The sequence below is a fragment of the Vibrio sp. JZG10 genome (assembly GCF_054064075.1).
Window position 1 is genome coordinate 96,020 of record NZ_JBSUGE010000014.1, and the last position, 21,623, is coordinate 117,642.

A 21,623-nucleotide genomic window follows, 5' to 3' on the forward strand; every position below is an offset into this window, starting at 1 on the left:
AATCAGGCAAGCCTGCGTGCACACAATCTGGAACGATAAAAAAGCCTGCGACGTTCGCAGGCTTTTGTAATGGAGCTGTGTGAGGTAACCGTTTTTTACGGTGTGTAGTATGTTGCTGCGCCAGGGCCTACTGGTAAACCAAATACGAATACCCATAGGTAGAACAGCACACTCCAACCGACAATGAAGCAGATTGAGTAAGGTAGCATGGTCGCGATCAGCGTACCGATACCTAAGTTCTTCATGTAACGAGTTGCTACGGCAAGAATCAAACCAAAGTAGCTCATCATTGGAGTAATAATGTTTGTCGTCGAGTCACCAATTCGGTAAGCAGCCTGAATCGTTTCCGGTGCATAACCAACAAGCATCAACATAGGAACAAAAATCGGTGCCGTCACTGCCCACTGTGCCGATGCTGAACCAATCATTAGGTTGATAAAGCCACACATGAGGATGAAGGCAAAGAACAACATTGGGCCAGTTAAGCCAATTTCTTGCAAGAAGCTTGCACCAGCAACCGCAAATACCTGACCGAAGTTGGTCCATTTAAAGAAAGCAACGAACTGAGCAGCAAAGAAAACCAATACAATGTACATGCCCATAGAAGACATAGATTTCGCCATTGCATCAATCACATCGCGATCCGTCTTCATCGTGCCAACAACTTTACCAAACACAAAGCCTGGGATAGCAAAGAACACAAAGATGAATGCCACGATACTTTTCAGGAATGGAGAACCTGCAATTGTACCTGCATCAGAACGTAGAATGCCGTCTGCTGGAACAACCGTCCAAGCAAGCAACGCGGAAACAACCAGTACAGCAACACCTGCTAGTTTTAGACCTTTCTTCTCAATGTCTGTTAAGCCGCCCATTTTGTCGTTCGACAAATCTTCTGAGGCTTCTTCTTCACTGTATTTGCCAAGCTTTGGCTCAACAATTTTTTCAGTAACAAACGCACCAGTGATTGCAATGAAGAACGTCGACACAAACATGAAGTACCAGTTAACTTCTGGACCAACAGTGTAAGTTGGGTCAATCATTTGCGCTGCTGTTTCAGTAATACCTGACAGTAGCGGGTCAACCGTACCGATAAGTAGGTTTGCTGAATAACCACCAGATACACCAGCGAATGCCGCAGCAAGGCCTGCAAGTGGGTGACGACCTAGAGAATGGAACAGCATTGCTGCCAGTGGAATAAGTACCACATACCCCAGCTCTGATGCCGTATTTGAAATGATACCAGCGAAAACAACAGTCACTGTTACCATGCGTTGAGATGCGCCCATGACCAAGCCACGCATAGCTGCAGATAGCAAACCAGAGTACTCGGCAATAGCAACACCCAACATCGCAACCAAAACCGTGCCTAAAGGCGCAAAGCCAACAAAGTTTTTCACTAAATTGGTAACGATAAGTTCGAGTCCATCAGCGTTAAGTAAGCTGACGACATGAATCATGCCATCTGCGGCACGACCTTTTGCGCCCTCAGGACGAGGGTCTACAACGGAAACTTCGAAGTATCCTGCAATGCCCGACATCACCAGAATGGCTAAACAGAAAATGGCAAATAGTGTGATCGGGTGAGGTAATAAGTTCCCCAAATATTCGACAGTATCCAAAAAGCGCGTAAACAGCGGCTTCTTAGGCGAGTTTTGTTTAATTGAATCAGATGAACTCATCTGTTCCCTCCTTGTTTTTATTCCTGTGCAAATGTGACAAAAATGTCAAAAAAGCGAGCGAAGGGTACTTGAGTAGAAGGTTAAAGAAAAGCCCTAAATGTTACAAACTGTGACCATTAGAGAGTTTTATAACCAATAATAAACAAAAATGTAGATATTTCATCCATGTAAAACAGTTAAGTCAAAATTATCAATTAAACAAAACCATAAGCCAGAAATATGCAGAACGATTACTTCTGCACTGCTTTAAACCTCGGATTCGCCTTACAAATGACATATAGACGCCCTCTTCGTTTTACGATCTGGCAATCCGGATGACGACTTTTTGCACTTTTTAATGATTTTACTACCTTCATGATTTATTCCTTTTCGCTCTTAAATTGACCAAAACGACGGTTGAAGTTCGCAATACGACCTTCTGTTTGAACCACTCGCTGTTTACCGGTGTAGTACGGATGGGATGCTGACGACACATCTAACGTAAAGTAAGGGTAGGTTTTGCCATCTTTCCATTCGATGGTTCTCTCTGTTTTCAACGTAGAACCAACAACGAAGTATTCATCTACGCTGGTGTCGTGGAACACCACTGGACGATATTCAGGGTGGATTCCTGGTTTCATAATACTTTTCCTTTCAATTGAAATGTTATGTTATAACGTTTTAATTAGTAATCATTATCAACAAGAAAAGCAAGAGAAATTTGTGATACTTTTCATCTCAATGAATTCTTAAAGATGTCCACCATGTATTCCATTGAACCCATCGGTGTCATTGAGACACCGTACAAAGAAAAGTTTGCAGTACCGCGCCAGCCTCGCTTAGTACCAACAGCGAAAGCACGCGTAAAACTGTTAGGCGCAGCGAATAGCCCTGAAGCAGTGCGTGGGCTAGAACAGTTCTCTCACGTTTGGCTGTTATTTTTGTTTGATCAAAATCTGGAAGCAGGTTGGAAGCCAACCGTCCGTCCACCACGACTAGGCGGCAATGAACGAATAGGTGTCTTTGCCTCACGCTCGACTTTCCGCCCAAACGGAATCGGAATGTCAGCCGTTGAAGTGAAAGGAGTCACTAAGCAAGGCGATCAAATCTATCTTGATTTAGGCAGCGTTGATCTCGTTGATGGGACACCGATTGTAGATATTAAGCCTTATATCCCCTATTCGGATTCTATTTCGGAAGCACAAGGCGGATACGCAGACCAAGAACCAGAAAAGTCACAAGTCACCTTTTCTGCTCAAGCATTAGCAACGATAGAAAATCGATCCGATACTGACTATGTAAGATCGGTCATTGAACAAGTTCTGGCACAAGATCCTCGTCCTGCATACAAGAAAAGCAAGCCGGACGACAAAGAATATGCGGTAAATTTGTTCGACTTGAACGTAAAGTTCACAGCAACAAGCAACTTAATAACGGTTACCGCTATTGAAAGCTTTTGACAAACGCAATTGGCTGATATTATAGACGGCTAATAAATTTCCCTTTCGGGAACTCCTATACTCCAGCTTATTCAAGCTTGAGTATCTAACTTAAATAAACGGATAAATTTAATGCGTACCAGTAATTATCTTCTTTCTACTCTGAAGGAGACTCCAAACGACGCAGAAGTAGTGAGCCACCAGCTCATGCTACGTGCAGGTATGATCCGTAAGCTGGCTTCAGGTCTATACACCTGGCTACCTACTGGTCTACGTGTACTGCGTAAAGTCGAAAACATCGTTCGTCAAGAAATCGACAATGCAGGTGCAGTCGAAACTTTGATGCCCGTTGTTCAGCCGTTTGAACTATGGGAAGAGACAGGCCGCAGCGAAAAGATGGGTCCTGAGCTACTTCGCTTTACTGACCGTCATGTTCGTCCGTTTGTACTTAGCCCAACCGCTGAAGAAGTGATCACTAGCCTTGTTCGCAATGAAGTGAGCTCTTACAAACAGCTTCCGCTAAACCTGTACCAAATCCAAACCAAATTCCGTGACGAACGTCGTCCACGCTTCGGTGTAATGCGTTCACGTGAATTCTCAATGATGGATGCGTACAGCTTTGACATTGATAAAGACGGCCTACAAAAGTCATACGACGCAATGCACGATGCTTACTGCAAAGCATTCGATCGCATGGGTCTGGATTACCGTCCTGTACTAGCAGATAGCGGTGCTATCGGTGGTAGCGGCTCTCAAGAGTTCCACGTACTGGCTGAAAGTGGCGAAGACATCATCGCATTCTCTACCGAGTCAGATTACGCGGCAAACATCGAAAAAGCAGAAGCACTAGCTCCAGCCTCTGAAGCAGCTGCACCAACGCAAGAAATGACGTTGGTAGATACGCCAAACGCAAAAACAATCGCTGAATTGGTTGAACAGTTTGAGCTGCCAATTGAAAAAACAGTGAAAACTTTGTTTGTGAAAGCGTCTGACGAAGTTGATGCACCAATCATCGCGCTTATCATTCGTGGCGATCATGAACTGAACGAAGTGAAAGCAGAGAACCTTCCTCAGGTTGCAGCTCCACTGGAAATGGCATCTGAAGAAGAAATTCGTGAGCTTATCGGTGCTGGTCCTGGTTCTCTAGGCCCTGTTGGTCTTAAACTGCCGTTCATCGTTGACCGCAGCGTAGCGGTAATGAGTGATTTCGGTGCGGGTGCGAACATCGATGGCAAACACTACTTCGGCATTAACTGGGGGCGTGACGCAGAGCTTGGTCAAGTTGAAGACCTACGCAACGTGGTTGAAGGCGATCCAAGCCCATGTGGTAAAGGCACTATCCAGCTTAAGCGTGGTATCGAAGTTGGCCATATCTTCCAACTTGGCAACGCTTACTCCGCAGCGATGAACTGTGGTGTACTTGGTCCTGATGGTAAGAACGTCATCCTAGAAATGGGCTGTTACGGCATCGGTATCACTCGCGTCGTTGCGGCTGCTATTGAGCAAAACCATGACAAATACGGCATCATCTGGCCAGATGCAATCGCACCATTCCAGGTTGCGATCGTTCCAATGAACATGCACAAGTCAGAAGAAGTAAAAGAAGCCGCTGAGAAGTTGTACGCTGAGCTAACGGCAATGGGCATCGAAGTACTATTTGATGATCGTAAAGAACGCCCAGGCGTAATGTTCTCTGACATGGAGCTTATTGGTGTACCGCATACCATTATTATCGGTGACCGCTCAATGAAAGAAGGCAACTTCGAGTACAAGAACCGTGCTACTGGTGAGAAAACGCCAGTCGCAATGACTGATATTATCGAGCACGTAAAGGCTCAACTAAAGTAAGCGCTCTACGAGTTCGCATTTGAAGTAATTTCAAAATAATTAGAAAGGGTTGGCTTCGGTCAGCCCTTTTTTATTACTGGGCAACCTTACTACTCCCCTTTAGATCTATTCACTTTGTTAATCTTTGGTTCAGCTTCTTGCTATTAAACTGATTTCATCATCTAAAGGAGGTCAGTTATGGATTTAAAAAGTCTTCTAAACCAAGCACTCAAATCAGACTTACTCAAGCAAGGAGCTGATGCGTTAGGTAAACAAACTAACAACATCAAATCCTCATCAAACTCAAGTAGCCTGAAAACGCTAGGAGCAGGCGCCGTTGGCGGAGGCCTTATCGGCATGCTGATGGGCTCGAAGAAAAGTAAAAAAATGACCAAGAAAATAGGCTCGGGCGCATTAAAAGTCGGTGGCGCTGCTGCGCTTGGAGCATTAGCCTACAAAGTTTATAACGACTGGCAAGCCAAACAGTCCGGTCAAGGTGTTCATGAGACCTTTGACCCCGATGACAGCAAACACAGTGTACTAATTTTAAAAGCAATGATTGGAGCCGCAAAAGCCGATGGCCATGTCGATGAAGAGGAAATGGCCCGCATCGAGCAAGCCCTCGCGGATATGGGCGCAGATGAGCACGTACGTCAACTCGTTCAGCAAGAACTAAACAAACCGCTCGATCCTGCTGAAATTGCTAATCAGGCGACCTCTCCTCAACAAGCGTCAGAAATTTATCTCGCGTCTTTGATTGTTGCTGATGAGCAAAATTTCATGGAAAAAGCGTATTTGCAAGAACTGGCAAAACAGCTTCAGCTTTCACCAGAAGTTACTCAGCAGTTAGAAGTACAAATGCAGTGATTAAATCTCGCTCAAGCAACTCCTCAACTTGAGCCAAAACAACTCTGCACTTTGAGTTTCAAATCTGCTGTGTGTATATTGAGATAAGTTATCATTTAGTGGAAAGAAAACATGCAAGTATACGGCTGTTGTGAACTGGTTCGTGAGCTTTATGCTCAAATTGGTAGTGGCGATCAAGCTTACATTCCTCAGGCAATTTCATGTGCTGTTAAAGCGCTGAACGATGTTGCGGCGGATGAGTCTCTGCCTAAAGAAGTGCGTGAAAAAGCGGCATTTGCTGCGGCAAACCTACTGATTTCAGATTTTGAGGATAAGTAATGAATCTAGCGAACTTTGAATCCATGGATCCTGTCATGCTCATGAGCATTGTAAATATGAAGCTACGCGACGACTTCGGTGGTGACTTAGATAAACTGGTAGCTTTCTTCGATATTGATCGCACAGCACTAGAAGCAAAACTGGCTTCTGCTGGTTTTGACTTTCTTCCAGAAGCAGGACAATTCCGTTAACCCGCAGCAATCACCGCGGGTAACTGAAACGGGGAATAATCAACATGAAAAAGGGCTTGATGAGTGATCATCAAGCCCTTTTCTTTTGTCCAATAGACGTTTCGGTTAGCCGAAAGAAGCCCAGATGACCGTAGCCACAAGAATTGGACATACAAACTTCACATACGCAGGCCATAACTTACCAAACCAACCTTGCGTAAACTCCGGGCAACCTTGCTCAAGCTCTTTGATTTTTGAGTTGCGATTCCATACCCAACCACCAAATAAGCAGAATAAGAGCGCAGCGGTTGGTTGTAGATACTGAGTAGCAACCGTCGCGACCATACCAAACAGAGCGCCAAAGTTATAAACAATCACCACACTGAACAAGGCGATGAGACCACCTAAAACCCAGCTCGTTGCGCTACGCTTGGTGTTGAAACGCTCACTCACTAACGCCACTGGACACTCTAACATTGAAATGGAAGACGTTAGCGCCGCAATCGTCAGCAATAAAAAGAACACAATAGAGAACAATTGACCAAGCAAACCTAAGCTATCAAACATCAATGGCAATACGGTAAATACCAACGTATCAGAGCTTAATAGAGAGCCATCTTCAGCATAGATTTGAACGCCTTTTTGCATCGCAACAAACATCGCTGGCATCACCACTAACCCTGCAATGAAAGCAACGGCAGTATCTACCATGGTCACGTTCATCGCCATCTTTGGTAGGTTCTCTTTCTTACTCAAGTAAGAGCCATAAATCAGCATTGAACAGCCACCGATCGTAAGCGAGAAGAAGCCCTGCCCCATTGCAGCAAGAATCAACTTGCGGTCCCATACCTTTTCGAAATCCGGTACCAAGTAATGCTTTAGCCCTTCCATCGCACCGTTTTGCGTCATGATGTAAGCAAACAGCAGGGCAAACAGAACAAACAATGCTGGCATCAAGCGTGTTGACCACTTCTCAATACCTTGTTTTACTCCACCTTGTACGATAAGAATTGTTAGCACATAAAAAGTAATAGTTCCGAACAAGTTACGTTCAACGCTAAAGCCCTTTAGCCATTGAGTTGCAGCTTCTAACCCCATTAGATCTGTGATTGCACCCAGTAAAAAGCAGATCAACCAACCACCGACAATAGAGTAAAACGCTAAAACAGCGCTTGGTACGCTTAAACCAATCCAGCCCACAATACCGCCGAGCTTTTTACCTACCGGATGATTGGTAAGCGAGCGCATACTATCCACCGGGTTGGCTTGACCATGACGACCAATCGCCATTTCAACCACCAGCATAGGAAATGCGACGATAAGAATCATCACCAAATAAACCAACAGGAAAGCACCGCCGCCATTACTGGCAGCTTGGGTTGGAAAGCCCCAAATATTGCCAAGGCCAACTGCGGCACCTGCGGCTGCTAAGATGAATCCGAGACGAGAGCCAAAATGCTCACGAGGCTGAGAAGAGGTTTGCTGTGTCATACTACTCACACAAAATATCATTGAACTAGCTAACTAGTACACTATAGCAATATTCACTATTCAACAAGAGCACCCCGGTTAAATACTCGACAGTTGAAACAATTCACAGTCATTCAGCTTGTAAATTTTAACGTACATCTCACATTCATCATTCTAAGACCTGGCGACTTTTGTCTTTTTCACACGCCTAGAATTTGTGATTCTCCCATCGTGAAGTGAGCCGAAAAATAATGAGCTTTGGTGTAAGGAACGAATAGTTCCTCGTGATACTGTGTCGAAAAGCAGAATATTGTGCTTCGCTTTTTCCCCCTTATGTCTATTTATCAGCTAGTTATTACTCTGTTCTCATTTATATCCATGACTCAAGGAGAGGAAAATGAAGGTCACTCTACTTCACGGAGCGATGGTTGCAGCACTCAGCGTCAGCTACCAAGCTCAAGCCTATAACTGCCAAAGCCTACCCGACTGGGACAGCACTGCGACTTATACATCGGGCGCTTTAGTAAAAACGCAAGGAGCCGCTTATGAGGCTGCATATTGGACGCAAGGCAATGACCCCGTGACCAACTCAGGATCTTGGGAAGCATGGAAAGCGTTAGGGCAATGCGATGGTGGAAGCAACAACTTATCACCAACGGTGTCGTTCTCCTCTCCAATAAACAACGCACAAATTCCCGAAGGCAGTGCGATCACTTTGTTAGCCAACGCAGCAGACGAAGATGGCCAAATCACACAAGTTGAGTTTGTTGCAGGCAACCAAACGGTTGCTGTGGTAACTCAAGCACCATTCGAAGCTTCTTGGACCGCTATTGAAGGGATCTCGCAATTGACCGCAATTGCGACCGATAATGAGGGAGCCGTTAGCACCACGACGATTTCTATCCAAATTCAACCACAAGTCGAATTACCACCACCAAGCATTTCATTGACCAGCCCAGTAGGCACAGAAGTGCTTAATGTAGGTGATAACCTAACCGTAGCCGCTCAAGCTGACGATATTGATGGTGTGGTCACACAAGTTGAGTTCTTCGTAAACAATCAATCTGTCGCCATTGATACTAGTGCACCTTACGAATATCAATGGACCGCGAGTCCAGGTACATACTCGTTCAAAGCACAAGCGACTGATGATACAAACCTCGCAACGATGAGCCAAGAAGTAGCGCTGGTTATTAGTAATTCAGAAACCGGAACGGGCGGATGTGCAGATGCAGTACCTTATGTGGCAGGCACAAGTTATCAAGCTGGCGACCTGGTTTCTCACTTCAACCAAAAATATCGTTGTGATGTTGCTGGTTGGTGTTCCTCGGATGCGACATGGGCTTACGAGCCAGGTGAAGGGTTATACTGGCAAGATGCTTGGAGTGGCCTAGGTGCTTGTTCGACGCCGCCGCAAGTTACCATTACGGCACCAACGGATGGACAAGTCGTGCTCGCTGGCAGCAATAACGAAATCACGGCTAACGCAAGCGATGCTGATGGCACAGTCACGCAAGTTGAGTTTTTTGCGAACAACACCAGCTTAGGGGTCACCACTCAAGCACCATATTCCGTTACTTGGAACGCCACACTTATTGGCGCTAACCAGCTTAAAGCCGTCGCAACCGATAATGATAACAACACGTCAGAGTCCTTGGTTGGTGTGGAAGTCAGCGATAAAGATTTGGTCGTCTCACTGACTTCACCAAGTAGCGGTCAAACCGTCGGCTTAGGCAAAAACCTCGCATTAAGTGCCGATGCAACATCTTTAACCTCAGGCATTAAACACGTTGATTTCATGATCAACGGCTCTATTGTTGCAACCGATACCACGGCACCTTACACAGCCAACTGGACACCAACTGCACTTGGTAACTTTACAGTTAGCGCCCAAGCTGTGGATTTGTCAGGAAGCAATGCATTGTCTGACGCAGCAGCAATAACGGTGGTTGAGCAAGCAGAGAAACGTCATAAACTCATCGGTTACTGGCACAATTTTGTAAATGGGGCTGGCTGTCCAATTCGTCTAGCGGATATGGCTGATGCGTGGGATGTGATTGATATTGCCTTTGCCGAAAATGACCGCAACAGTGATGGTACCGTGCACTTTAATCTATATTCAGGCGATATTTACAGCGATTGTCCAGCGCTCGACCCAGCACAGTTCAAACAAGACATGGCAGCGCTTCAAGCTAAAGGTAAAAAGTTTGTTCTCTCTCTTGGTGGCGCAGAAGGCACGATTACGCTGAATACCGATCAAGACGAAGCCAACTTTGTCTCTAGCCTAACAGGTCTTATCGCTGAGTGGGGCTTTGATGGTCTTGATGTGGATTTAGAGAGTGGATCTAACTTGGTTCATGGCTCGCAAATTCAAGCTCGCCTTGGTCGTGCTTTGCTTCAAATAGAGCAAAACATGGGTGGCGATATGTACCTAACCATGGCACCTGAGCATCCTTATGTTCAAGGCGGCTATGTGGCTTACAGCGGTATTTGGGGAGCTTACATTCCTGTGATTAATGAGACACGCAGCACGCTCGACCTGCTTCACGTCCAGCTATATAACAACGGTGGTTTGCCAAACCCATATCTGCCAGGCAGTGCACCAGAAGGCTCTGTGGATATGATGGTAGCGCAATCTAAAATGCTTATCGAAGGCTTTGAACTGGCCGACGGCACTCAGTTTGCACCACTACGTGATGATCAAGTCGCAATCGGCTTACCTTCAGGTCCTAGCTCAGCAAATTCAGGGCAGGCTCCGACACAGAATATTATCAGCGCACTAGATTGTTTAACCAAAGGCACTTCATGTGGCACCGTTAAACCAGCGTTCATTTACCCGAATTATGCAGGGGTAATGACGTGGTCTATCAACTGGGATCAGCATGATGGTTTTAACTTCTCAAAACCTGTCGGCGATAAACTCACTCAGATGAACGCGCAGTAAGTTGTTAATGAGCAAACGAATAACATCGTCTTGCTTTCATTACTTGTTCAAGTATGTAAAAACGAAAAGAGAGCACAATTGTGCTCTCTCTTTATACCATTGAGTTCTACTTTTTGAAGGGTAATTAAATCGTAAATACTCGGTAATCTTTTAGCTCAGGGATTTTCTTCAACAAATCGTCTTCTTGCCCTGCCATGTCATCCAACGAGTCACACAAGTCTTCTGCTTGTTGCTCTACCTCTTTCGAATGCTCAGCTAAACGCTCTTCTACTTTCGCGCTGAGTTCAGCCATACTCCCCGATAATGCAGTGAGGTTTATTCCCCCCTCTTCCTTCATTTTTTTCGATAAAGCATCCAACGAACTCGCTAAAAACTCTTTATTGAAGATCTCTTGTGCTTTTGCAAAGTCTTCAGTCCACCCTTGTGTCATGGACTCAAAACTTTCCGCTGGTAGAATGAAATCGCCATCTTTGTAGTAACGTGATTCAACATCAGCGAAAAAGTCCTGTACTGCGACTTTGACGTTATCAAACGCGCCAGGTGCGTCTAGGCTTTCCGCGACATCATCGATGATGTCATTTGCAAGCGCTAAACCATCACTCGCCAACTGCTTTGCTTGTGGAATATACGCGTTCATTTTTTCGCGATAGTCTTCAATTGCCGCTTTTTGGTCGGCATTGAGTTCAATTAGCTCACCTTTGATGAATAGATTGTTATCCTCATCCACGACAGCTTTATCACCTGTCGTTTGGCGAATTTCCAAGCTTTGCCCATCCATACGGACTTCATTATTGATGTCCACACGACACTGCGCTGCATAACCAGTAGCACTGACCATCAGCAATGAGAGTGTAAAAAGCTTTTTCATGTCATTCTCTTTTATTTAACATTACTCGTGTTAAACATAACACTGAGTGATACATGAGATGTCAGCAAATCGTCACGACTTCGTAACAAGTTGTTTTATCTCCTATTTTTACATCAATCTCATCGCCTTCTTCTTTCCCGAATAACGCTCGACCAAGAGGAGATTTTGCTGTTAAGACAAAGACTTCCTGAGCCTGATATTTAACAGTCAGACCACCAGAGCAAGGGCCTACAAAGAAGTGCTTTTCAAGCAAATTCTCATCTGCGAGAACGACGTAAGCACCTACACCAACAGGTGCGCCTTTAAAGTCGCGAGTCACTAGAGCGCGATATTGACGCAGCTCGTCTTCACTCTCTTGGATTCGCATTGCTTGTCCATGAGCAAGATACGCGGCTTCAAGTGCTAACGTATCGTACTTATGCTCGGGAACAGTTTCTTCATCTGTCGCGGCATCAATGGCTCGCAGAGCCGATGCATGGGCCACTTGAAGTTTTTCTTCCAGATGTTGGATGATAATTTGGACTAAGTCAGCTTTGTTCATACTTTTAGGACGCGCGTTTGGCACTCAGGGTGTGTTAATGTACCTAAGTTTACCATCAAAGAAAGGTTTCCCTATTATGCAAAGTGACTCGCTGCATCAAACACTTCAATCCGTATTTGGTTTTGACTCATTACGCCAAGGTCAACAACCTGTTATTGAAGCGGTTATGAATGGTTACTCTGCTGCGGCCATCTTTCCTACGGGTTCGGGTAAGTCTCTCTGTTACCAATTGCCAGCAACCGTATTGCCCAATCTTACGTTGGTGATCTCGCCGTTGTTGGCGCTAATGAAAGATCAGCTGAACTTTTTGCAAAGTAAAGGGATCCCAGCCGCTTCTATCGATAGCAGTCAAAGCAGAGAAGAGTCACAACGCGTCATGGCAGGGGTAAAAAATGGACAGATCAAAATATTGATGATTTCTGTTGAGCGCCTAAAGAACGAGCGTTTTCGTGAGTTCATTCGCCAAGTGCCGATCTCTTTGATGGTGGTTGATGAAGCGCACTGTATTTCCGAATGGGGACATAACTTCCGCCCTGATTATCTCAAGCTACCGCAATATCAACGTGAACTGAACATTCCACAATCTTTGCTTCTCACTGCAACAGCAACGCCCGCAGTTATTGAAGACATGAAACAAAAGTTCGATATTGCCAGTGAACATATTACCGTTACAGGCTTCTACCGCCCCAATCTGGATATCTCGGTTATCCCATGCGAGGAAGCAACGAAACAAGAAAAGCTAAGTGAAATCATCGCCTCTTCTCCTAAGCTTCCGACTATCGTATACGTGACACAACAGCAGACAGCAGAGCAAGTAGCAAAATCACTAATCCATATTGGCATTAATGCTCACGCGTACCATGCAGGTATGAAAAGCGACATCCGTGAACAAATCCAACAGCAGTTTATGGATAGCCAAATTGACTGTATTGTTGCCACGATTGCATTTGGTATGGGGGTCGATAAATCTGATATCCGCCGCGTCATTCACTTCGACTTACCCAAATCGATCGAGAACTACGCACAAGAGATTGGACGTGCAGGCAGGGACGGGCAACGTTCTGAGTGCATTCTGCTGGGCAATACGTCCGGCTTAACGGTGTTGGAAAACTTTGTCTATGGTGACACACCTGAACTAACCTCGATTAACTATGTAGTCGAGCAAGCGAAAGAACATGCTCCACAATGGGAGGTAGTGCCACTGCGTTTATCGCGTGAAAGTAATATCCGCCAATTGCCACTCAAAACCTTGTTGGTTTATTTGGAGCTACATAAACTCATTGAAGCAAAATACAGTTACTTTGCGGAATATCGCTTTAAGTTTTTGCACGATCAGCAATTTATTGTGAATCAATTTCAAGGCGAGCGACGTCAATTCGTGGAGGCTATTTTCTCCTGCTCGCAAAAAGCCAAAGTGTGGTGCCAAGTTGACCTAGAAGCGTTATGGATGAACTGTCAATCGGAACGCAGCCGAGTTGTCGCAGCCCTCGACTATTTTCACCAGAATGGTTGGATAGAGCTAGAGAGCAAACAACTGACCGACGTGTACTCTGTTTTGCCAACCACACAGAGTTCTGATGTTTTAATCCAACAACTGTATGAACTGTTCCAATCCAAAGAAAGCAAAGATATCGAAAGAATTCACACCATGCTGCGCTTGTTCCAGTCAGAGCACTGTTTGAGCTCACAATTGGCGAACTACTTTGCGGATCACAATGCACCAGAGCAATGTGGTCACTGCTCCGTGTGTCGTGGTCAAGTCGCTTCGTTCCCAACACCACAAGGTAAGGATATTGAGCCACCTCAAGTAGCAATGTGGGTGCAGGAATTTATTCAGCTCTCCCCTTCAGCTATCAGCAATGATGCTGTCGCCCGCTTCTTGTGTGGCATTAGTACCCCTTTAATTAGCCAGCTAAAAGCTTCAAAACTGTCAGGTTATGGTGCGATGGCCAACACAAGCTTTGAGCAAGTATTAGATCAGGTAGAAGCAGTAAGAGCCTAGAAAAAGCTCAATTGACGCGCTTGGTTCTCGGGCTTGAGCATCACGTTCAAGCCTAAAAGGCGTATTTCCCGTCCGTTTTGGCGCTTAAGAATATCTCTTAACAAGATCTTGAAGTCCTCAAGCTCTAATTGCGGATGGATATGCTCAATTGTTGTCAGTTGAAAGTCGGCAAATTTAACTTTAATACCTTGTTTAATAATCGATTTATCTGGGCTTGCACGCTCTAAGCGTTTCTCGAGTTCAGGATAAAGTTTATCCTCGATCACTTGCCAACATTCATCATAGCTCGAGATATTCTGGCTGAATGTTCGTTCCACACCGACGGATTTTCTCTCTCGCTCAACGACGACCTCTCGATTATCAATTCCATGGCTACGCTGCCATAAAGATGCTCCCTGACGACCAAACTGTCTCAGCAATTCACGATAGTCGCTGTTTTTAATATCCTCACATCGATAAAAGCCCGCTTGATGTAGCTTCTCAAGACTCACCTTCCCAACGCCAGGAATGTTTTCCAGCGGAAGTGTATCGATAACTTCCTGAACCTTATCTGGCGGGATAACAAACTGACCGTTGGGTTTATTCATATCAGAGGCGACTTTGGCAAGAAACTTAATCGGTGCAATGCCCGCCGATGCCGTCAGTCCAAGCTCATTCCAAATGTCGCGTCGAATAGACTCTGCGATCAACGTTGCGGAGCCACGACAAGCTGTCGAGTCCGTGACATCGAGGTATGCTTCATCTAATGATAGAGGTTCAATGATAGGCGTATAACGCTCAAAAATAGCACGAATCTGCTGAGAGACTTGTTTGTACACGTGCATTCGACCGGGAACGACTAGTAAATGGGGGCAGAGTTGTAATGCACGCGCCGTTGACATTGCACTACGAACGCCATATTTGCGCGCCTCATAATTACAGGTGCTAATCACGCCACGCTGTTTTTCATGACCGCCAACGGCGAGTGCAATGCCACGGTAACTAGGATTATCTCTCATCTCAACGGCAGCATAAAAACAATCCATATCGACGTGAATGATTTTTCTGATTCGGTCTGACATAGCCATTAAACACTGTTCAAAAACACAGTATAAATTAAATCTGCCTTGATAGAAATGAGAGTTTGTAAACGTGCTTTAATCTCGTAACATCACATCAAGCTGATCGACCAACTCTGCCCAGTCTGCGTCTTCTTCAATGGCTTGTTTGAGAAATGTGGCCTGCGAACTTGTCCAAAAGCTGGCTTCATGCAGAGGGGCTGAAGCTCTTTTGTGCCGATGTTCGTTAATAAAGTCCTTTATCTCTTGAGGAGAGCTGCCGAGGCCTAGTTGTTGAAACAATTCAGCCATACCGTGTTGATGCATTTCCATATTTCCTCCTAAGTTAACGCGCTTTAGTTTGAGTATATAACCAAATAACAGTTAAGTACGGTGATTAAAGGGAAATGACTTGGCTGTGAAGTCTGCACCGACTTAAGCTTCCGGTCATCCTAGATTAAACGTAGCAAGCAAAGTATAAACTCTCAGAGAAGTAGAGCGAGAGATATAAAAAAACCCAGCTTTAGCTGGGTTATTTTGTATTACTCTTTGGATGACCGATACTTAAGCAATTCGATCTTTTTCCCATGCAGCTAATTTCTCAGCTCGCGCCGCTTCACGTGCTTCACGTTTCTTACGCGCGTCACATGGTTCTGGACAGTTACATACTTTCTCAATACCTACTGCACCAAGACCGCCACAGCTACCCTTCACCACTTTCTTCTGGAAGATGTAGCCAACAGCCATCGCTGCGATTACCGCAACAAAAACTGCAAACGTAATTAGAAATGTACTCATAAGAACATGCTCACTTCTGTTGTTATTTCTTCATGAACGGCTTGTATGCTTCCGAAGCCAGCTCTTTAAAACCATTTTCCGTTTTCACAATCATGAAAACAGGAATATTATTTTCGTTCGCAATTGCCATGCCTTTGTCTTCACCTAGCACCATAAGGCCAGTTGCAAGACCATCAGCAGTCATCGACGATTTATCTAATACCGTTACAGACACCACTTTATGATGAATAGGTTTGCCTGTTCTTGGATTAATAATATGAGAGTATCTCACACCATTACTCTCAAAGTAATTACGATAGTCACCACTTGTTGCAATTGCCATGTCCCCTGGCTCAATAATTTCTTGAATTGAGCGCTCATCAATAGTCGGCTTTTCAATCGCAATGCGCCACGGCACGCCTTCACGATTCACGCCTTTGAGGCGCATTTCGCCGCCCACTTCTACCATGAAGTTATGAACCCCTTCAGATTGAAGGTAGTCAGCAACCACGTCAACCCCCCAACCTTTAGCAATAGTTGATAAATCGACATACAAGTTAGGAATATCTTTGGACAATTTATTGCCATCAACAGATAGATGATGAATGCCAGTATTGGCTTTGCGTGCCGCTAGCTCTTCATCTGTAGGAACGACATCAGGGCGAGCTTCTGGGCCAAAGCCCCACAGGTTAACTAAAGGGCCGACTGTCACATCCAATGCGCCTAAAGTAAGACCGTTGAGACGAATCGCTTCTTTGACTACGGTTGCTGTTTGTATCGATACAGTAAATGGCTCACTCGTTTGATGCTGGTTAAAGCGACTTAATTCTGAGTCATCACGGTAAGTCGACATTTGATCATTAACCTCTTCCAGTAAGCGATCAATTTCCGTCTGCATCGCTTTTGGCGTAGGAATACCATCTTGCTCGATATATTTGATGTTATAAGAAGTCCCCATGGTAGGGCCACTTAGATGAATTTGATCTGCTGGCTGCTCACAGCCAGCCAAAATCAATAGAGAAGCGAATGCAACAAGCCACGTTTTCACTTGTTAACTCCCAATGTTGTTGAATTGATATGGGGAATGGGACCGATTACTTAAATCCAATTACCTATATCAACTGTTGAATATTATTTTTACTTCTACAAAAAATAATGGCTAGCTCTTAGAGAGCTAGCCATAGATTCAATCACTTGGAGGGATTAACCACCGAAGTCATCTAGTAGGATGTTTTCATCCTCTACACCTAGATCTTTTAGCATGCCGATAACAGCCGCATTCATCATAGGTGGACCACACATGTAGTATTCACAGTCTTCTGGCGCTTCGTGATCACGTAGATAGTTCTCGTAAAGAACGTTGTGAATAAAGCCAGTGTAACCATCCCAGTTATCTTCTGGAAGTGGATCAGACAGTGCACAGTGCCATACGAAGTTATCATTCTCAGCTTGTAGCATATCGAAGTCTTCTACGTAGAACATTTCACGCTTAGAACGTGCGCCGTACCAGAAAGACATCTTACGCTTAGAGTGTAGACGCTTAAGTTGGTCGAAGATATGTGAGCGCATTGGAGCCATACCAGCACCACCACCAACGAATACCATTTCTGCATCTGTATCTTTCGCAAAGAACTCACCAAATGGACCAGAAATAGTACACTTGTCGCCTTCTTTTAGAGACCAGATGTACGAAGACATGATGCCTGGTGGTACGTCTGGGTTGTTCGGCGGCGGAGTCGCGATACGAACGTTAAGCATGATGATACCGTGCTCTTCTGGGTAGTTAGCCATTGAGTATGCACGGATTGTCTCTTCGTTAACTTTAGACTCGTAACGGAAAAGGTTGAACTTCTCCCAGTCTTCACGGTATTCCTCAGGAATATCGTAGTCTGCGTATTTCACGTGGTGAGCAGGAGCTTCAATCTGGATGTAACCACCAGCACGGAAAGGTACTGATTCGCCATCTGGAATTTGTAGCTTAAGCTCTTTGATGAATGTCGCTTTGTTATCGTTAGAGATAACGGTACATTCCCACTTCTTAACGCCGAAGATTTCTTCAGGAAGCTCGATGTCCATGTCAGTTTTCATAGCAACCTGACACGCTAGACGCTCACCTTCACGCGCTTCACCTTTAGTAATATGGTCAAGCTCGGTTGGTAGGATGTCGCCGCCACCTGATTTAACTTTTACGCGACACTGACCACATGAGCCACCGCCACCACAAGCAGAAGATACGAATACGCCAGCACCGGCTAGAGCACTCAGTAGCTTACCACCTGGTTGTGTAACGATCGCCAGAGAAGGGTCATCGTTCACAGAAATTGTAATGTCACCTGTTGGTACAAGCTTAGACTTAGCGAAAAGAATCACTAGTACTAGTGCAAGTACGATCAGAGTAAACATCACTACACCAAGAATAATGTCCATTGACTATTCCTTAATTGTTGCGGTTTACCCGACTTACAGTTGAACACCAGAGAAAGACATAAAGCCTAACGCCATAAGACCTACAGTGATAAATGTGATACCAAGACCACGTAGACCTGGAGGTACGTCAGAGTACTTCATCTTCTCACGGATACCTGCAAGAGCAACGATTGCCAGCATCCAGCCCACACCAGAGCCGAAACCGTAAACGATAGATTCAGCAAAGTTGTAGTCACGTTGTACCATGAAAGATACACCACCGAAGATTGCACAGTTTACTGTGATCAGCGGTAGGAAGATGCCTAGCGCGTTGTACAAAGGTGGGAAGAAACGGTCTAGAACCATCTCTAGAATCTGTACAAGTGCTGCAATTACACCGATAAAGGTGATGAAGTTTAGGAAGCTAAGGTCCACGCCCTCAACTAACGCGTTCTCTCTCAGAACTAGGTTGTATACTAGGTTGTTCACAGGAACAGCGATAGTCAGTACTACCACAACTGCAACACCTAGGCCGAAAGAGGTCTTAACCTTCTTAGATACGGCAAGGAAAGTACACATACCTAGGAAGAAAGACAGAGCCATGTTTTCGATGAAAATCGATTTAACTAACAGACTAATGTAATGTTCCATGACGTCCTTACTCCTTCGCTTCTACTTGTTCTGGTTTCAGAATACGGATTACCCAGATAAGGAAGCCGATTAGGAAGAATGCTGATGGTGCTAGTAGCATTAGGCCGTTAGGCTGGTACCAACCACCGTTGCTCACTAGAGGTAGAACTTCTAGGCCAAATAGTTTGCCTGAGCCAAATAGCTCACGGAAGAAACCTACAGTGATAAGAACGAAGCCGTAACCTAGACCGTTACCAATACCGTCAATAAGAGATGGTACTGGCGCAGACTTCATTGCGAATGCTTCAGCACGACCCATTACGATACAGTTAGTGATAATCAGACCAACGAATACAGATAGCTGTTTAGAGATATCGTATAGGTAAGCTTTTAGCACCTGGTCTACCACGATTACTAGCGATGCGATAATTGCCATCTGAACGATGATACGCACACTGTTAGGAATGTGGTTACGGATCAATGAAACAGAGAAGTTAGACAACGCAGTTACAAATGTTACCGCTAGCGTCATTACAAAAGCTGTTTCTAGTTTAGTTGTTACTGCAAGAGCAGAACATACACCAAGAACTTGTAGCGCGATTGGGTTGTTATCCAATACTGGCGCTAGAATGCTCTTTTTAACGTTTTGTGCACTAGACATTAGTTAAGTTCTCCGTCACGAACTTTTGCTAGGAAAGGACCAAAGCCCTTGTCACCTAACCAGAAGTCAAATGTGTGTTGAACACCATTACTAGTGAGCGTTGCTCCTGATAGGCCATCAACACCGTGCTCAGAACCTTGCGGTGCGCCGCCTTTCACGACCTTAATCGCTGGCTGATGATCTTCATTGTACAATTTCTTGCCAATGAATTGATCGCGCCATGAAGGGTTCTCTACTTCACCACCAAGTCCAGGAGTTTCACCTTGCTCGTAGTAAGTAATAGCAGACACAGTGTTACCATCAGTTTCAACGGCTACAAAGGCATACATCATCGACCATAGTCCTTTACCGTGCATAGGCAAGATAACTTTTTGGACTTCATCTTGGTCTTTTACTAAGTACACCACTGCTGTATTCGCACGACGACGGATATCAGCGACGTCTTCTTCTGGTGTCAATGCGATTGAACGTTCTGCATCTTTTGATGCTTCACGCTGATCGTACGTAGATGCATTACCCTCAGTAAAGTTACCTGTTTCAAGGTCTACCAGACGAGGTTCGATGTACTCAGCAAATAGCTCTGGTACTTTCTTACCGTTCGCGTCAATGCCTGCAACTTCAACGATCTTTGATTGCTTATCTAGGACAGCGTTAGCTTTTTGCTTATCACGCAGACCTACTGCTGCTGTTGATACGATGATTGAACAAACAAGGCTCAACCCGATAACAACACCCAGCGTCTTTTTAATGCTGTCGTTATTACTTGCCATAGCGTGCTAGTCTCCGCTTGATGTTCTTCTCAATCACTACATGGTCGAACAGAGGTGCGAATAGGTTCGCGAATAGAATCGCCAGCATCATACCTTCTGGGTACGCCGGGTTAACTACACGGATCATCACACACATTGCACCAATCAGGATGCCGTACCACCATTTACCTTTGTTAGTAAATGACGCTGATACTGGGTCCGTTGCCATGAAGAACATACCGAATGCAAAACCACCTAGAACTAGGTGCCAGTGCCATGGCATGTTGAACATTGGGTTAGTGTCAGAACCGATCACGTTAAACAGAGTCGATACTGCAATCATACCGATCATTACGCCCGCAATGATGCGCCATGAAGCGATTCGCATGTAAACGATCATCGCTGCACCGATCATTAGAGCTAGAGTCGATACTTCACCAATAGAGCCAGGGATGTTACCGATGAAAGCGTCCATCCAAGTGATAGGAGAACCAGTTACTGTGTTAACTAGAGCACCGTTACCACCTTGAGCCCATTGGCTAAGAGCAGTTGCACCAGAGAAGCCGTCAGCTGCAGTCCATACTACGTCACCCGAGATTTGCGCTGGGTAAGCGAAGAATAGGAATGCACGACCTGCAAGTGCAGGGTTAAGGAAGTTACGACCTGTACCACCGAAGATCTCTTTCGCAACAACAACACCAAATGTGATACCTAGTGCCGCTTGCCATAGAGGTAGCGTTGGTGGAACGATAAGTGCGAACAAGATAGAAGTAACAAAGAAGCCTTCGTTTACTTCGTGCTTACGCACCATACAGAAAAGCACTTCCCAGAAACCACCAACAAGGAATACTGTTGCGTAGATAGGTAGGAAGTAGGTCGCACCTAGTAGCATCTTACTGCCAACCCCTGCATCAGCGGCAATCGTTCCGCCCAGCATTTCAGTTAGCCAGTAGTGCCAGTTACCAGAGATAACTGTCGCTAGTTGATCACCAGCGTACATGTGGTTAAGCGCTGCAATAGCTTGGCCACCTGCGTTGTACATACCCCAGAACATTGCTGGGAATACCGCAAACCAAACCATGATCATGATACGTTTTAGGTCAACGCTATCACGAACGTGCGAGCTTTTATTTGTTACGATACCTGGAGTGTAAAAAACTGTTGCTACAGCTTCGTACAGGGCAAACCATTTTTCGTGTTTACCACCAGGCTCAAAATGATGCTCGATGTCTTCAAGAAACTTTTTAAGAGCCATG

At 45.2% G+C, this 21,623-nt stretch carries 22 protein-coding genes; 7 read left to right on the forward strand and 15 right to left on the reverse strand.

The window, feature by feature from the left end:
* Positions 1 to 95: 95 nt before the first annotated feature.
* The 3 genes from ACWYVB_RS16190 to ACWYVB_RS16200 form a co-directional block, all read right to left on the reverse strand.
* Entirely contained in the window at positions 96 to 1,682 is a 1,587-nt protein-coding gene (locus ACWYVB_RS16190; RefSeq protein WP_006742541.1) for an AbgT family transporter, read from the reverse strand.
* A 230-nt stretch (positions 1,683 to 1,912) separates the two neighbouring features.
* Positions 1,913 to 2,038: a type B 50S ribosomal protein L36 gene (gene ykgO, locus ACWYVB_RS16195; protein ID WP_009844388.1), complete on the reverse strand. Its 126-nt coding sequence runs from the start codon at positions 2,036 to 2,038 to the stop codon at positions 1,913 to 1,915.
* 3 nt (positions 2,039 to 2,041) lie between these two features.
* Positions 2,042 to 2,302 carry a type B 50S ribosomal protein L31 gene (locus ACWYVB_RS16200; protein WP_012841491.1) on the reverse strand — a complete coding sequence of 87 codons (261 nt, stop codon included), beginning with the start codon at positions 2,300 to 2,302 and terminating at the stop codon, positions 2,042 to 2,044.
* Positions 2,303 to 2,425: 123 nt separating this feature from the next.
* Here ACWYVB_RS16200 and tsaA point away from each other — a divergent pair, with 123 nt between their 5' ends.
* The 5 genes from tsaA to ACWYVB_RS16225 all read left to right on the forward strand — a co-directional run bounded on the left by tsaA (position 2,426) and on the right by ACWYVB_RS16225 (position 6,303).
* On the forward strand, positions 2,426 to 3,121 hold the full coding sequence (tsaA, locus tag ACWYVB_RS16205) for a tRNA (N6-threonylcarbamoyladenosine(37)-N6)-methyltransferase TrmO (RefSeq protein ID WP_170903214.1): 696 nt from the start codon (positions 2,426 to 2,428) through the stop codon (positions 3,119 to 3,121).
* Positions 3,122 to 3,232: 111 nt separating this feature from the next.
* Complete coding sequence (locus tag ACWYVB_RS16210; RefSeq protein WP_046874977.1) at positions 3,233 to 4,948, forward strand: proline--tRNA ligase; 1,716 nt, start codon at positions 3,233 to 3,235, stop codon at positions 4,946 to 4,948.
* Between the two features lie 177 nt (positions 4,949 to 5,125).
* Entirely contained in the window at positions 5,126 to 5,794 is a 669-nt protein-coding gene (locus ACWYVB_RS16215; protein ID WP_046874978.1) for a tellurite resistance TerB family protein, read from the forward strand.
* 111 nt (positions 5,795 to 5,905) lie between these two features.
* Positions 5,906 to 6,112 (forward strand): YaeP family protein, encoded by a 207-nt coding sequence (locus ACWYVB_RS16220; RefSeq protein ID WP_005391765.1) that lies wholly within the window; start codon positions 5,906 to 5,908, stop codon positions 6,110 to 6,112.
* The gene (locus tag ACWYVB_RS16225) at positions 6,112 to 6,303 is read left to right on the forward strand and encodes a DUF4250 domain-containing protein (RefSeq protein ID WP_012841490.1); all 192 of its coding nucleotides are present in this window, start codon (positions 6,112 to 6,114) and stop codon (positions 6,301 to 6,303) included. Before ACWYVB_RS16220 ends, ACWYVB_RS16225 begins: the two co-directional genes overlap by 1 nt.
* A 105-nt stretch (positions 6,304 to 6,408) precedes the next feature.
* Here ACWYVB_RS16225 and ACWYVB_RS16230 read toward each other — a convergent pair whose 3' ends face one another.
* On the reverse strand, positions 6,409 to 7,773 hold the full coding sequence (locus ACWYVB_RS16230) for a sodium-dependent transporter (RefSeq protein WP_012841489.1): 1,365 nt from the start codon (positions 7,771 to 7,773) through the stop codon (positions 6,409 to 6,411).
* A gap of 376 nt (positions 7,774 to 8,149) precedes the next feature.
* Here ACWYVB_RS16230 and ACWYVB_RS16235 point away from each other — a divergent pair, with 376 nt between their 5' ends.
* Complete coding sequence (locus ACWYVB_RS16235; protein WP_457529451.1) at positions 8,150 to 10,696, forward strand: Ig-like domain-containing protein; 2,547 nt, start codon at positions 8,150 to 8,152, stop codon at positions 10,694 to 10,696.
* 124 nt (positions 10,697 to 10,820) lie between these two features.
* On the opposite strand, the gene ACWYVB_RS16240 is transcribed toward ACWYVB_RS16235, so the two are convergent.
* Together ACWYVB_RS16240 and ACWYVB_RS16245 are read right to left on the reverse strand one after the other, a co-directional pair.
* Positions 10,821 to 11,564, reverse strand: coding sequence for a YggN family protein (locus ACWYVB_RS16240; RefSeq protein ID WP_395222213.1), 744 nt, complete (start codon positions 11,562 to 11,564; stop codon positions 10,821 to 10,823).
* 61 nt (positions 11,565 to 11,625) lie between these two features.
* A complete protein-coding gene (locus tag ACWYVB_RS16245; RefSeq protein WP_182036626.1) occupies positions 11,626 to 12,105 on the reverse strand; it encodes a GreA/GreB family elongation factor in 480 nt (159 codons plus the stop codon).
* A gap of 76 nt (positions 12,106 to 12,181) precedes the next feature.
* On the opposite strand from ACWYVB_RS16245, the gene ACWYVB_RS16250 reads away from it, so the two are divergent.
* Positions 12,182 to 14,107, forward strand: a complete 1,926-nt coding sequence (locus ACWYVB_RS16250; RefSeq protein ID WP_395222269.1) for a RecQ family ATP-dependent DNA helicase — start codon at positions 12,182 to 12,184, stop codon at positions 14,105 to 14,107.
* On the opposite strand, the gene dinB is transcribed toward ACWYVB_RS16250, so the two are convergent.
* The 9 genes from dinB to ACWYVB_RS16295 all read right to left on the reverse strand — a co-directional run bounded on the left by dinB (position 14,104) and on the right by ACWYVB_RS16295 (position 21,622).
* Positions 14,104 to 15,168, reverse strand: a complete 1,065-nt coding sequence (gene dinB, locus ACWYVB_RS16255; RefSeq protein WP_053809828.1) for a DNA polymerase IV — start codon at positions 15,166 to 15,168, stop codon at positions 14,104 to 14,106. The two genes, ACWYVB_RS16250 and dinB, sit on opposite strands and share 4 nt — an antisense overlap.
* Positions 15,169 to 15,243: 75 nt before the next feature.
* Complete coding sequence (locus ACWYVB_RS16260; RefSeq protein WP_012841486.1) at positions 15,244 to 15,477, reverse strand: DUF2789 domain-containing protein; 234 nt, start codon at positions 15,475 to 15,477, stop codon at positions 15,244 to 15,246.
* 231 nt (positions 15,478 to 15,708) lie between these two features.
* Positions 15,709 to 15,942, reverse strand: coding sequence for a (Na+)-NQR maturation NqrM (gene nqrM / locus ACWYVB_RS16265; protein ID WP_005436655.1), 234 nt, complete (start codon positions 15,940 to 15,942; stop codon positions 15,709 to 15,711).
* A gap of 22 nt (positions 15,943 to 15,964) precedes the next feature.
* Positions 15,965 to 16,969: an FAD:protein FMN transferase gene (locus ACWYVB_RS16270; protein ID WP_046874982.1), complete on the reverse strand. Its 1,005-nt coding sequence runs from the start codon at positions 16,967 to 16,969 to the stop codon at positions 15,965 to 15,967.
* Positions 16,970 to 17,124: 155 nt separating this feature from the next.
* Positions 17,125 to 18,348, reverse strand: coding sequence for an NADH:ubiquinone reductase (Na(+)-transporting) subunit F (gene nqrF / locus ACWYVB_RS16275; protein ID WP_005380271.1), 1,224 nt, complete (start codon positions 18,346 to 18,348; stop codon positions 17,125 to 17,127).
* A 33-nt stretch (positions 18,349 to 18,381) separates the two neighbouring features.
* Positions 18,382 to 18,978: an NADH:ubiquinone reductase (Na(+)-transporting) subunit E gene (gene nqrE, locus ACWYVB_RS16280; RefSeq protein WP_005380270.1), complete on the reverse strand. Its 597-nt coding sequence runs from the start codon at positions 18,976 to 18,978 to the stop codon at positions 18,382 to 18,384.
* A 7-nt stretch (positions 18,979 to 18,985) separates the two neighbouring features.
* Positions 18,986 to 19,618, reverse strand: coding sequence for an NADH:ubiquinone reductase (Na(+)-transporting) subunit D (locus tag ACWYVB_RS16285; RefSeq protein WP_005380269.1), 633 nt, complete (start codon positions 19,616 to 19,618; stop codon positions 18,986 to 18,988).
* Complete coding sequence (locus tag ACWYVB_RS16290; protein WP_006742550.1) at positions 19,618 to 20,388, reverse strand: Na(+)-translocating NADH-quinone reductase subunit C; 771 nt, start codon at positions 20,386 to 20,388, stop codon at positions 19,618 to 19,620. Before ACWYVB_RS16290 ends, ACWYVB_RS16285 begins: the two co-directional genes overlap by 1 nt.
* The gene (locus tag ACWYVB_RS16295; protein WP_006742551.1) at positions 20,378 to 21,622 is read right to left on the reverse strand and encodes an NADH:ubiquinone reductase (Na(+)-transporting) subunit B; all 1,245 of its coding nucleotides are present in this window, start codon (positions 21,620 to 21,622) and stop codon (positions 20,378 to 20,380) included. The genes ACWYVB_RS16290 and ACWYVB_RS16295 overlap by 11 nt, the downstream gene beginning before the upstream one ends.
* Between the last annotated feature and the right edge of the window lies 1 nt (position 21,623).